This window comes from Streptomyces sp. UF-297 (assembly GCF_058245575.1).
On the sequence record NZ_JBSIBZ010000053.1, the window covers coordinates 53,103 to 64,636 of the forward strand.

Genomic DNA, 11,534 nt, shown 5'->3' on the forward strand with positions numbered 1-11,534 from the left:
GGTCATCTGGTACGGCAAGCTCACTCAGACCTGGTCACGATCGTGACCGTGATCCGCTTCGTCTTGGCCGGTTCGGTCAAGTCCACGCCTGAGCCGTCGACCATGAGGAGGCGGACGGTGGGACGCCTGATCCCGGCAGCGAGCCGGTAGGGCTCAGCAGATTCGAGTGTTACAACCCGCCCCGTACGCTGCAGATCGAACGAGATGCGGTGCCCGGTCGTGTACACGTTGATGATCCGCTCAACGATGTCCACGTCAGTCACTGCATCCCCCACGACCGCGTCCGGCAGCGGTGAAATGGACTTGAGTGAGTTGACGCCAAGCACCTGGAGCGTGGCGATCTTCTTCGCCTTGAGTCGCTCCAAGAGCGGTGCGATCTGGGCTGCTGACTGGATGGTGGCCATGTGAGCATCATGACTGAAGAGACAGGACGTATGCGCCAGGTTGGCCAGGTGCTGTCTAGGCGGAGTGAGCCTGTCACGATCCTCAAGATTTCTGCAGAAACCACGGTAGCTTCCAGGAGAATCACTCGATCGTGGCGTTGCCTGCCCAGCAACTTTCCGGCCTGCGCTGTCAGGTACACCCTCGCCACCATCAGCCGCCCCCCGTTCGCTCCATCCGGATGGCTATTTAACTAGCCACCTTGGATGCTGCGGATATGGAGAATTCAACCCCACACCCGATGCGAAACGTGAAACTCGTCGCGATCGACTCCCTGCACCGTGTCGCCCTCGTTCGCCATCCGAACTCCCGCTGGTGGTTCCTCCCGGAAGCGGCGGTCAACTCGGACGAGGACTACGTCGATGCGCTCGTCCGCCTCCGCCTCACACACCTCGGAGGCCTCCCGACGCGGTGGGGCAACGTCGTCGGGAATCACCTGCATCCCGCCACCTCCGGGGCCGAACCGAAGCTGAAGACGCGCTACTTCATCGCGCGAGTCGACGCTGAGCCCCCGAACGACGACAGGAGCGCGTCACCGCTCTGGGCTCCCCGCGGGGTGATCCGACTGTGGCTGCCCGAAGCCGAGGCTGACCGTGTCTGCCCGCTGATCGACGGCTACCTGGATGGATGGCTGCCCGACGGGTCGATCACGTTGAGCTGACGCGACAGGTCGTTGCAGCGATCTCGCCTGGGGATCAGACGCATGGAAGGTTTCCTTCCCTGATTCCTAGATCTTGCCCTGCCGGAGTCATCAACTGGCCTAGAGTGACCGCGAGTTGCCGGGAAGGTCGGGGTGAGAGGGAAGCATGGGGCGCCAATCAGGCAAGCATCAGTCAGTCCTTGACACCCTTGCACTCGTACATGAGCAACTCCAGGCGCAGGCAGGCGTCGTGGAGGAACTTGAGTCGCAACTCGGCGATGAGAAGGAAAAGTTGAAGCGGCTGGAGGCTCTGAACGAGTCACTGATGCAGTTCTTGCCCGATCTGGGCGTGCCCGCGACTGACAGTGAAGCGGTTACGGCCGCACCCGCGGACGAAAGACGCCGCGGCGTCGACGAGTCCGAACTCTCTACTCAAAACGCCTCGCAGGCCTTCGCGGGCATCGACGGCTCGCTCCTCATGCAGGACATGCCGCTAAGCATCTTATCGACCGCTGGCCGCCCTCTTCGCGTCGGAGACCTGGTCGACGCTATCTCTCTCTTGCGGGAATCGGGCAAAACGGATCGACTAGGCAACTCCAAGCGCCCCGACTCTGTGGTGGGATCCGCGCTAGATCGCCTGATTCGCAAGCAACTAGTCGTGAAGGTCGACCGCGGCCTGTACACCGTCAAGCGCACCAGCGCCGGGATGGAGGCCGCCTAACGAAGCAACGCCCCTGATCGCCGATCCAGGGGGTGGCACCGCCGGGCTGGCACCCGGCGGCACCGCGCGCGCCCCTGATCATGGTTCACGCACTCCCGAGCGTAGTGGAGACGCTTCCCGCTCGGGGGCGCGTGGCCTATTTCGTCATGCCATTCCTCTGCGGAATAGACGGAAAGAAGGCTTACGTGTCATTTCACATCCCCCGCGACAGCCGAGGCGCGGGCACTCGCCCCCGGCCACAGAGCCACTCCCAGCCCGTCCTCGAGACGGCTCACGGTGACGACGTCCGGCCAGCTGTCCCCCCTCAGCAGGTTGGTGATGACCTGCCGATTGATGCCGCTGCGCAGCGCCAACTGGCGCAGGCTTAGCCCGCGGGCCCGCATCTCCCGCTCCAGAGTCCGCGCGAGGGCCTGGACGACCTCGGCCTGGGGGTGATCGGGCAACGGCGCGTGGGGCCACAGGTCAGGCTCCACGGCAAGGTCCCGCGGGGCGGTACTGCGGTGCGTGCCACCGGGCATCGGGATGCACTCCTCCAAGTCGACGTGCACTATGTCCAGAAATGCGGCTATTTGATTAGCCGGTATTCGTGGCATGCCGTGCTGGAGACCGAGATGAGCCATGCGATCCTGCGCTACCGACCCAAAGACGCGCCCCCCGAGTGGGAGGCCGTCGCCGACGGCGTGCGCATGCTCGTCGCGACGGTGGCCGACCACGTCCCCTACCGTCTGACCACCGTGCTGCGTGTGGTGGCGATACTCGCCCTCAGTGCCGAACGGGCCGGCATGCCACGCGACCCGGCCGTCTGGCTGGAGCAGTCGACCATCACCCGCTGCCTGCTCACCGACAACAAGCTCGCAGGCGGCACCATCCAGACCTACGCGTCCTTGCTCGGGCGCGTACGCGAAACCCTGGTGTGGGTGGAACGCGGTGAACCCGCCCGCCCCCATCTGCGTGCAGACCGGTCGCGCGCACAGCCGTACAGCACCAGCGATCTGACGCGCCTGGACACCTGGGCCGACAACCTTCCGCCCACGCCGACCGGCCGTGGCAACGCCCTCGCAATGCTGACGCTCGGTGCCGGATGCGGCCTGTTCCCCGCCGAGATGCTTGCCGTGCGCGGCACCGACATCTACGTACTGCCCAGCGATGCCGTCGTCGTACGGGTTCCCGGCACAGATCGCCCGGTCATCTGCCGCTCGCTCTGGGAGCAGTCCCTGGCCGAACTCGCACGCAGGGCCGGCAACGGCTACCTCTACACACCGGACCGTCAGGTCGAACACCCCAAGAACGCGATCAGCAACTGGGTGGCCAGGAACAGGCCAGGAGATGCCAAGGTCCCGACCCTGGACATGCGGCGCCTGCGCGCGACCTGGCTGGTGGCCCTGCTGCGCGACCGGGTCCCGCTCGAACTCATCGCCAAAGCAGCCGGGTTGAAGTCCGTCGCCGCCCTCGCGCCCTACCTGGCATGGGTGCCGGAGATCAGCCAGGACGCCGCCATCCGTCTGCTGCGGGGGTGGGCATGACCCGCAGACGCCCTGCGCACCGGCCCATGCCGTCACCGCACACCGCCACGATCCAGGACCGGCACGTACGGCAGGTCATCGGCCTGATCCGGGCCAGCGGCATTCTCGACGAACTCACCCCGCTGGAAGCCCCCCGCCCCGGCCCACGCGGCCTGCCTGCCGAGACCGTGCTCGTCGGGATGGTCCTGGCTGCCCGGGAACGACCGACCACGAACGTCGACGATGCCTGGGAATGCATGCAGTTCGGCCTGCGCAAGCACTGGCGAAAGTACTTCGGGCTCAGCAATGTCGACGCCGTGGACATCGCGGCCACCCGCGCCTCGGCCAAGCGCTTCTACGACGCCTGGTCCCGCATCACGACTCTGCTGGACCCCGCCCGCCACGACCGGCGTACCCGTATGCGGCCGGACGAGGTGGGGACGTACCAGGACGCCTGGACACGCCCGGACGGTCAGGACGCCACACCGCTGCTGTCCCGGATCGCCAACCGCCTGGTCCTCACTCCTGTCCGCATCGCGGTCGCCCGTGGCCTGATGGACGCATGGGGCGACGACCTGTCCGTGGACGCGACTGCGGTCGCGTCGTGGGCCCGACGCGGCACCCCCAACCACGCCTCCCTCGAGGTGACCGCCGGCTGGCACTTCTCCGGCAGCGGCGAGAGCACATTCGGCTACAGCGCGACCCTGCTGGTGGCTGGGCATAGCGACCCATCCTTCGCTGGCCGCTACCCCCAGCTGTGCATGGGCATGGCCCTCCACGCCCCGAGCAAGGAGATCGGGCCTCAAGCCGTCCGGCTTTTGGAAATCGTCCAGCACCTCTGGCCCAACAAGGGCTTCATCGCAGGCGATCTGGCCTACTCGGACGCGAAGGTCGAGAACTTCCACCAGCCTGTACGCGCCCTCGGATACCGCCTCGTCCTCGACTACAAGACCACCATGGTCAAGAAAGACAAGGACGCCGTAGCAGGGACCATCGCCATCGCCGGTGAACTGCTCTGCCCTCACACCCCCCAGCGGATCATCAACAGCTACCACCAGATGTCCGCCGCCAAGGACAGCGCCCGACGAGACGAGTTGCTTCCGCGCATGCTGGAGGCCGACCACTACGTCCTGCCCCTCAAACAGTCCGCCGACCGACGAGGCCTGGAACGCCGCCAGTGCCCCGCCGCAGGTACCAGCCCACGCGTCAATTGCGCCTGGGCGCAAGAACGCGACGCCAAGAACACTCGTTACCGGCGCCACCGAGGCAAGACCCACCGCTCTGTGCGCAACCCACACACTGTCGACCTCGACAGCCCGCGCGCCCGCAATGCCCACCCGGGAGCCCGTCCGACCGTACGCCCACCTGACCTGCCGGAGAGGCAACGGCCTCACATCTGCCAGCAGTCCACAATCACCGTGTCGACCGGTCTCATGCCCAAGCTCCGCCAAGACCTTCCCTGGGGCAGGGCCGCCTGGCAGCGCGCCTATCGGAGCCTGCGCAGTCACGTCGAAGGACTCAACGGACGCGCCAAGAACGTCGACTCGTTCCTGCACTCGCGCGAGAAGCGCCAGAGCCGCGGCCGCGTCGCTCAGGCCCTCATGGCAGCCGTGCAACTGATGGTCGAGAACCTCAGGACCATCGAGTCGTTTCTGCGAATCCACAGATTGTGGAAGGTCGAGCGCTACACCATCGAAAACGTCCCGGAGACCCCGGCCCCGTACAGGGCAGTCACGACGAGGACGTGCCATAGCGAAACCACCGCGGCGGCTTGCGCACCCCCGCCCGAGCCCTAGCCTCCGCCCGGCAACCGCGAACGAAGCCACACAGACGCGCCGTGGGACCACCAGCACTCCGGTCCCGCGGCCGCCTCGGCATGCCCGCGCACCCATCGCACGCTCCACTCGACGTGCCCACGACGCCGCCGAGAGCCTCCCGAAGCGGCGATCGTGCCGAACCAAGCCTCCAAATGCAGAGATCCCGTCCAACTCGTCGAGTTGGACGGGATCTCGTGATCCGTTTCCGATCTAAGTCGTGAACGGCCCGCTGTGGACCTGAGGGGATTCGAACCCCTGACCCCCTCGTTGCGAACGAGGTGCGCTACCAGCTGCGCCACAGGCCCTTGCGACGAGTGAAACTCTAGCATCTCGGTTGCCGTGCTCGGAAATCGCTTCCGGTGCTGGTCAGCGCGGGCCCGTCACTCGTTCGCCGCACGGGGGCGATCCTGCTCGGCGTACTGGTCGAACAGGGGGGTGCGGCCGCGGCCGCGGCGGCCGGTGCCCTGGCGGCGGCGGGGCTCGGCGGGGCGCTCGCGGGCGGGCTCGGGCTTGGGGTCCTCGGGGGCGGCGCTGGAGCGCGCCGAACTCCAGGCGTCGTCGGCCTCCAGGTCGACGTGGCTGGTGGCGCGCGGCGCGACCGGCGCGGTGACGTACGTGGGCAGCGGCACCGGGACCGGGTCCCAGCTCTCGGACTCCGCCCGGCCGCGCTCCCGCTCGCGCTGCTGGTCGATCCACTCGGCGTGGTCGGTCTCCTCCACCAGCGCGCGGCGCCCCGCGGTGTGCGCGTCCTCGGACTGCGCGGGCTCGGGGTCACTGCCGGCCTCAGCGGCGCCGTCGTCCGGCTGCTGCTGGGCCGCCTGGGGAGGGCGCGGCCTGCCCTCCCGCAGTCTTTGCGCTGCCGCCTCCGCCTTGCGCTGGTCCATGGTGAAGGTGAAGCGGCGGCGCTCCTGGATGCGCAGGTAGACGATGTACGCGCTCAGCAGCAGGGCCGGGATGCCGGGCGCCCACAGGAAGGCGACACCGCCGACCGCGGCGACGATCGCGCCGAGCGTGAAGGCGAGGAAGAGCACCGTGATGGTGCGCCGGCGCCGGGCCAGGACCTTGGCGCGCTTGGTCCGCTCCGCCATGGAGCCCCGCGGCGGCACGGGCGCGGCTTTCGTACGGGAGTCACGGGAGTCACGGGAGTCACGGGAGTCACGGGAGTCGCCGGTACGGGAGTCGGCACCGCGGCCGTCGGCGCCATGGGCCTCCGCCGTGCGGCCCTCACCCGTACGGGGCTCGGCCGCATTGCCCTCCTTGGGCACGTCGAAGCCCCGGGCGTCGGCCGTTTCGGCGGCGTCCGGCTCCGGTTGCGATGCATCGTCCGCGTCGTCGGTGGGGCGGGCTCCCTGGCCCTTGGCGTAGCGGCGTTCCATGGCCCCGCGTCCGGACAGGAGCCGGATGGCGGTGCTGAAGCGCTCCGTCGGCCGGGCTTCGTTCAGTTCGTCCTGCCTACGGAGCCACATCGGCACCAAGTAGGCGGCCCAGGCCCCGACGATGACTGCGTAGATGAGGCCGCTGCTTCTCACGACTCACACGGTAGAGGGGTTTGCACGGGGCCATCCGCCAATTGAGCCGGTGTGTCGCACGATCTGGCTGATATCTCGAACTTTTTTTGTGATTGTTGAGATCAGCGGCTCGCGATTGTGGCCAATTGGTGGATTATTTCGAACACTTATTTTATTTGTGGGGTGTGCCGGGCTTCTCCCGGCGCCAGCGGTTCAGCAGCCCTTCGGGCACCTCTTCGGCGGTCAGCGCGAATACCAGGTGGTCGCGCCAGGCGCCGTCGATGTGGAGGTAGCGCGGGCGCAGACCTTCCTCGCGGAACCCCAGTTTCTCCACGACGCGGCGGCTGGGGCCGTTTTCCGGACGAATACAGATCTCCACCCGGTGCAGTCCGACCGTACGGAAGCAATGGTCGACGGAGAGGGCGACGGCGGTGGGCATCACACCACGGCCCGCGACCGCCTCGTCCACCCAGTAACCGATATGGCCGGAACACATCGAGCCCCAGGTAATGCCGGCGACGGTCAGCTGCCCGGCCAGCCGGCCGCGGTACTCCACGACGAAGGGCAGCATGCGGCCCGCGTGGGCCTCGGCGCGCAGATGGCGGACCATCTGGCGGTAGGTGGGGCGGCTGGGGAGGGTGACGCCGGGCGGGGGCGGCGGGATGGTGGCTTCCCAGGGGCGCAGCCAGTCGCGGTTGCGCCGGTTGACCTCGCGCCAGGCCCGTTGGTCGCGCACCTTTATGGGGCGGAGGGCGGTGTCGCCGTCCGCCAGCACGACCGGCCAGGGGGCGTTCAGCTCGCGCTCCCCGTGGCGTGCCCGGTGCCCCCCGCGGGCCTGGGGTGGTCGCCGCCGCGGAGCTGGTCGACGGCGTGCAGCAGGAGGCGGTCCAGTACGGCCAGGCCGTCGCGGACGCCGCCGGTGGAGCCCGGGAGATTGACGATCAAGGTGGTGCCGGCGACGCCTGCCAGTCCGCGGGAGAGCGCCGCGGTGGGGACCTTGGCCAGGCCTTCGGCGCGGATCGCCTCGGGGATGCCGGGAATGTCGCGGTCCAGGACGCGGCGGGTGGCCTCGGGGGTGCGGTCGGTGGGCGAGATGCCGGTGCCGCCGGTGGTCACGATCACGTCGTACCCCGCGGCCACCGCTTCGCGCAGCGCGGCCTCGACCGGGTCGCCGTCCGGCACCACCCGCGGTCCCTCCACCTGGAAGCCGAGCGCGGTCAGGGCCTGGGCGATGAGCGGGCCGCCCTTGTCGGCGTACACCCCGGCGGCGGCGCGGCTGGAGGCCGTCAGGACGAAGGCGCGGTACGGGCGGGCGGGTGCGGCGGCGCCGGACGGGGCGGTCATGCGGCGGGCCCCTCGGGCGCGGTGCGCGTCCAGGTGCCGGACTTGCCGCCGGTCTTCTCCTCGACGCGGACGTCGGTGATGACCGCGCCCTTGTCGACGGCCTTGACCATGTCCACGACCGTCAGGGCCGCGACGGTGACGGCGGTCAGCGCCTCCATCTCCACGCCGGTGCGGTCGGTGGTCTTGACGGTGGCCCGGATCTCCACGGCATCGTCGGCCACGCCCAGGTCGACCTTCACACCGGAGACGGCCAGCGGGTGGCACAGCGGGATCAGGTCGGGGGTGCGCTTGGCGCCCATGATCCCGGCGATGCGCGCGGTGGCCAGCGCGTCTCCCTTGGGGACGCCCTCGCCGCGCAGCAGCTCGATGACGCGCGGCGCGACCAGGACGCGGCCGAAGGCGCGGGCGGTGCGCGCGGTGACGTCCTTGCCGGACACGTCGACCATGCGGGCCGCGCCGGCCTCGTCGATGTGGGTGAGGTGTTGCTGGCCGCTGCTCATCGTTCTCCTGCTTCGGACCGTGCCGCGCCTAGAGCCTGTGTGTCTGCACCCGAGCCCGGCCGGGGTGCAGACACAGGCTCTCAGGGACGACACCGTACCCTCAGCGGCCAGCCGTTATCCGAGCAGGACGACGTCCACCTCGCTGCCGGCGGCGACCTCAATGGTGTCCTCGGGGACGACGATCAGCGCGTTGGCGTGCGCGAGGGCCTTGACGAGGTGGGATCCGGCGCCGCCGACGGGGGTGACGGTGCCCGCCTGCGGGTCGTGGGAGCCGCGCAGGAACTGCCGCTTGCCCTTGGGCGAGGACTCCACGGCCTCCAGGCAGGTGGCGCGGAGCATGGTGCGGTGGACCTCGGCGGGCGGCAGGCCCATGAGGGTGCGGATGGCGGGGCGTACGAACAGCTCGAAGGAGACATAGGAGCTGACGGGGTTGCCGGGGAGGGCGAGCAGGGGGGTGCGGTCGGGGCCGATGAGGCCGAAGCCCTGGGGCTTGCCGGGCTGCATGGCCAGCTTGCGGAACTCGACCGTGCCCTCCTCGGCGGACAGGTCCGCGAGGGTCTCCTTGACGACGTCGTACGCGCCGACGCTGACGCCGCCGCTGGTGACGAGGATGTCGGCGCGGATGAGCTGGTCCTCCAGGGTGGAGCGCAGCGTGTCCGCGTCGTCGGCGACGGCGCCCACGCGGTAGGCGATGGCCCCGGCGTCGCGGGCGGCGGCGGTGAGCTGGAAGCTGTTGGAGTCGTGGATGTGCCCGGGGCCCAACTGCTCGCCGGGCTGGACCAGTTCGCTGCCGGTGGACATGACCACCACGCGCGGGCGGGGGCGTACGGTGACCGTGCCGCGGCCGATGGCGGCCAGCAGGCCGATCTGGGGCGGGCCGAGGACCGTGCCGGCCTTCAGGGCGATCTCGCCCGACGAGACGTCCGAGCCGCGGGCGCGCACGTACTGGCGCGCGGTGACGGGGCGGTGCACGCGGACCTCGCCGCCGGCGCCTTCGGGGGCCGAGCTGTGGGCGTGCATGGTGGCGGCGGGGCCCTGGCCGCTGCCGCCGTCGGTCCACTCCACGGGGACGACGGCCTCGGCACCGGGCGGCAGCGGGGCGCCGGTCATGATGCGGGCGGCCTCGCCGGGGCCGACGGTGGGCAGCTCGCCGCTGCCCGCCGCGACGTCGCCGATGACGGTGAGCGCGGCCGGGAACTGCTCGGTGGCGCCCGCCACATCGCTGACGCGGACCGCGTAGCCGTCCATCGAGCTGTTGTCGAAGGGCGGCAGGGCGGCCGGGACGGTGATGTCCTCCAGGAGCACGCAGCCCTGGGCGTCCAGGAGTTGGAGCTCGATGGGCTCCAACGGGTGGATCTTGGCGAGGATGTCGTCGAGGTGCTCGGCCACCGACCAGACGCGTTCCTGGTGGGTGGTCTGGTCGGTGGCGCCGCTCACAGTGCTACATCTCCTCGGTCACGTAATCGCGCAGCCAGCTCTTGAAGTCCGGCCCCAGGTCCTCACGTTCGCATGCCAGTCTGACAATGGCACGCAGGTAGTCGCCACGGTCGCCGGTGTCATAGCGGCGGCCCTTGAAGACCACGCCGTGCACCGGACCGCCGAGGGTGGGGTCGGCGGCCAGGGTCTGCAGGGCGTCGGTGAGCTGGATCTCGCCGCCGCGGCCGGGCTCGGTCTTGCGCAGCACCTCGAAGACGGCCGGGTCCAGGACGTAACGGCCGATGATGGCCAGGTTGCTGGGGGCGTCGGCGACGGCCGGCTTCTCGACGAGGTCGGAGACCTTGACCACGTCGTCCTCGCCGGTGGGGGCGGCGGCAGCGCAGCCGTAGAGGTGGATCTGGGCGGGGTCGACCTCCATGAGGGCGATGACGGAGCCGCCGTGCTGCTCCTGCACCTCGACCATGCGCTGCAGCAGCGGGTCGCGGGGGTCGATGAGGTCGTCGCCCAGCAGGACGGCGAAGGGCTCGTTGCCCACGTGCGGAGCGGCGCACAGGACGGCGTGGCCCAGGCCCCGGGGGTCGCCCTGGCGGACGTAGTGCATGGTGGCCAGGTCGCTGGACTCCTGGACCTTGGCCAGGCGGCTCTGGTCGCCCTTGCGGGTCAGGGCCTCTTCGAGCTCGTAGTTGCGGTCGAAGTGGTCCTCGAGCGGGCGCTTGTTGCGGCCGGTGACCATCAGGACGTCGCCGAGGCCGGCGGTGACGGCCTCCTCCACCACGTACTGGATGGCGGGCTTGTCGACGACCGGCAGCATCTCCTTGGGCGTGGCTTTGGTGGCGGGGAGAAAGCGGGTGCCGAGGCCGGCCGCCGGAATGACGGCCTTGCTGATCCGAGTGCGCGGTTGAGTCATGCGCAGAACCATAACCGGCCCTTTGGGAGGGATGATGGGGGTCCGGTGAACGCGGCCTGCGAACGGGAGCAAAGGCGCACAGTGAGCCACGAAGACGATAACAAGCGCCGGTTGCGGCAGGAGCTCTTGCAGGTCAGGAGGGCGTTGACGGTTGATAACACTTCGGCTGCGGCCGATGCGCTGGCCCGGCGGGCCGGGGACCTTCCGGAATTGTCGCAAGCGCGTACGGTCGCCGCATACGTCTCCGTAGGGCGCGAGCCGTCCACCCGCGCGCTGCTGGAGCAGCTGCGCGCCCGCGGGGTGCGGGTGCTGCTGCCGGTGCTGCTGGCGGACAACGACCTCGACTGGGCCGCGTACGAGGGGCCCGGGCGCCTCGTGAAGGCCGCCAGGGGGCTGCTGGAGCCGGCCGGGGAGCGGCTGGGCCCGCAGGCGGTCGCCGAGGCCGATGCGGTGCTGCTGCCGGGGCTGGCGGTGGACCGGCGCGGGCTGCGGCTGGGGCGCGGCGGCGGGTCCTACGACCGGGTGCTGGAGCGGCTGGAGAAGGCGGGGGCGCATCCCGCGCTGGTGGTGCTGCTGTACGACGGCGAGGTGCTGCAGGAGGTGCCCGCCGAGGCGCACGACCGGCCGGTGCGGGCGGCGGTGACGCCTTCGGGTGTGCACCGGTTCGCGGCGCGGGGCTGAGGACGTACGAAGGGCGGGCCCGGGAGATCCCGGGCC

The 11,534-nt window shown here is 69.8% G+C and carries 13 protein-coding genes and 1 tRNA gene; 5 read left to right on the forward strand and 9 right to left on the reverse strand.

The annotated features are described in order from the left end of the window. Positions 1-20: 20 nt before the first annotated feature. Positions 21-404, reverse strand: a complete 384-nt coding sequence (locus AC4IJH_RS26625; protein ID WP_490854393.1) for a hypothetical protein — start codon at positions 402-404, stop codon at positions 21-23. Between the two features lie 254 nt (positions 405-658). Between AC4IJH_RS26625 and AC4IJH_RS26630 the strand changes: the two genes are divergently transcribed. Then, the gene (locus tag AC4IJH_RS26630) at positions 659-1,102 is read left to right on the forward strand and encodes a hypothetical protein (RefSeq protein WP_490854394.1); all 444 of its coding nucleotides are present in this window, start codon (positions 659-661) and stop codon (positions 1,100-1,102) included. Positions 1,103-1,331: 229 nt separating this feature from the next. Next, positions 1,332-1,802, forward strand: coding sequence for a hypothetical protein (locus AC4IJH_RS26635; protein ID WP_490854395.1), 471 nt, complete (start codon positions 1,332-1,334; stop codon positions 1,800-1,802). 188 nt (positions 1,803-1,990) lie between these two features. Here AC4IJH_RS26635 and AC4IJH_RS26640 read toward each other — a convergent pair whose 3' ends face one another. After that, positions 1,991-2,422 carry a helix-turn-helix domain-containing protein gene (locus AC4IJH_RS26640; protein WP_490854396.1) on the reverse strand — a complete coding sequence of 144 codons (432 nt, stop codon included), beginning with the start codon at positions 2,420-2,422 and terminating at the stop codon, positions 1,991-1,993. Here AC4IJH_RS26640 and AC4IJH_RS26645 point away from each other — a divergent pair. Both AC4IJH_RS26645 and AC4IJH_RS26650 read left to right on the forward strand, forming a co-directional pair. Beyond that, on the forward strand, positions 2,414-3,325 hold the full coding sequence (locus AC4IJH_RS26645) for a site-specific integrase (RefSeq protein ID WP_490854397.1): 912 nt from the start codon (positions 2,414-2,416) through the stop codon (positions 3,323-3,325). The two genes, AC4IJH_RS26640 and AC4IJH_RS26645, sit on opposite strands and share 9 nt — an antisense overlap. Before the next feature lie 26 nt (positions 3,326-3,351). Then, positions 3,352-5,100, forward strand: a complete 1,749-nt coding sequence (locus AC4IJH_RS26650; protein ID WP_490854398.1) for a hypothetical protein — start codon at positions 3,352-3,354, stop codon at positions 5,098-5,100. Between the two features lie 253 nt (positions 5,101-5,353). Here the strand turns inward: AC4IJH_RS26650 and AC4IJH_RS26655 are convergent. The 7 genes from AC4IJH_RS26655 to galU all read right to left on the reverse strand — a co-directional run bounded on the left by AC4IJH_RS26655 (position 5,354) and on the right by galU (position 10,817). After that, positions 5,354-5,426: transfer RNA gene (locus AC4IJH_RS26655), tRNA-Ala, on the reverse strand. A 75-nt stretch (positions 5,427-5,501) separates the two neighbouring features. After that, the gene (gene sepX / locus AC4IJH_RS26660; protein WP_490854399.1) at positions 5,502-6,650 is read right to left on the reverse strand and encodes a divisome protein SepX/GlpR; all 1,149 of its coding nucleotides are present in this window, start codon (positions 6,648-6,650) and stop codon (positions 5,502-5,504) included. A 151-nt stretch (positions 6,651-6,801) separates the two neighbouring features. Beyond that, the gene (locus tag AC4IJH_RS26665) at positions 6,802-7,425 is read right to left on the reverse strand and encodes a GNAT family N-acetyltransferase (RefSeq protein WP_490854407.1); all 624 of its coding nucleotides are present in this window, start codon (positions 7,423-7,425) and stop codon (positions 6,802-6,804) included. Next, positions 7,422-7,973, reverse strand: a complete 552-nt coding sequence (locus AC4IJH_RS26670; protein ID WP_490854400.1) for a MogA/MoaB family molybdenum cofactor biosynthesis protein — start codon at positions 7,971-7,973, stop codon at positions 7,422-7,424. The genes AC4IJH_RS26665 and AC4IJH_RS26670 overlap by 4 nt, the downstream gene beginning before the upstream one ends. Beyond that, positions 7,970-8,473, reverse strand: coding sequence for a cyclic pyranopterin monophosphate synthase MoaC (moaC, locus tag AC4IJH_RS26675; RefSeq protein WP_490854401.1), 504 nt, complete (start codon positions 8,471-8,473; stop codon positions 7,970-7,972). Before moaC ends, AC4IJH_RS26670 begins: the two co-directional genes overlap by 4 nt. 114 nt (positions 8,474-8,587) lie before the next feature. After that, on the reverse strand, positions 8,588-9,910 hold the full coding sequence (gene glp, locus AC4IJH_RS26680) for a molybdotransferase-like divisome protein Glp (RefSeq protein WP_490854402.1): 1,323 nt from the start codon (positions 9,908-9,910) through the stop codon (positions 8,588-8,590). Positions 9,911-9,914: 4 nt separating this feature from the next. Beyond that, complete coding sequence (galU, locus tag AC4IJH_RS26685; protein WP_490854403.1) at positions 9,915-10,817, reverse strand: UTP--glucose-1-phosphate uridylyltransferase GalU; 903 nt, start codon at positions 10,815-10,817, stop codon at positions 9,915-9,917. Between the two features lie 81 nt (positions 10,818-10,898). On the opposite strand from galU, the gene AC4IJH_RS26690 reads away from it, so the two are divergent. Then, complete coding sequence (locus AC4IJH_RS26690) at positions 10,899-11,498, forward strand: 5-formyltetrahydrofolate cyclo-ligase (RefSeq protein ID WP_490854404.1); 600 nt, start codon at positions 10,899-10,901, stop codon at positions 11,496-11,498. The last annotated feature ends 36 nt before the right edge of the window (positions 11,499-11,534 follow it).

Bases quoted from the DNA above. Each gene is read 5' to 3' on its own strand.
- galU (WP_490854403.1), bottom strand. From the start codon at position 10,817: ATGACTCAACCGCGCACTCGGATCAGCAAGGCCGTCATTCCGGCGGCC.
- AC4IJH_RS26670 (WP_490854400.1), bottom strand. From the start codon at position 7,973: ATGACCGCCCCGTCCGGCGCCGCCGCACCCGCCCGCCCGTACCGCGCC.
- moaC (WP_490854401.1), bottom strand. From the start codon at position 8,473: ATGAGCAGCGGCCAGCAACACCTCACCCACATCGACGAGGCCGGCGCG.
- AC4IJH_RS26630 (WP_490854394.1), top strand. From the start codon at position 659: ATGGAGAATTCAACCCCACACCCGATGCGAAACGTGAAACTCGTCGCG.
- AC4IJH_RS26640 (WP_490854396.1), bottom strand. From the start codon at position 2,422: ATGGCTCATCTCGGTCTCCAGCACGGCATGCCACGAATACCGGCTAAT.
- AC4IJH_RS26625 (WP_490854393.1), bottom strand. From the start codon at position 404: ATGGCCACCATCCAGTCAGCAGCCCAGATCGCACCGCTCTTGGAGCGA.
- AC4IJH_RS26650 (WP_490854398.1), top strand. From the start codon at position 3,352: ATGCCGTCACCGCACACCGCCACGATCCAGGACCGGCACGTACGGCAG.
- AC4IJH_RS26645 (WP_490854397.1), top strand. From the start codon at position 2,414: ATGAGCCATGCGATCCTGCGCTACCGACCCAAAGACGCGCCCCCCGAG.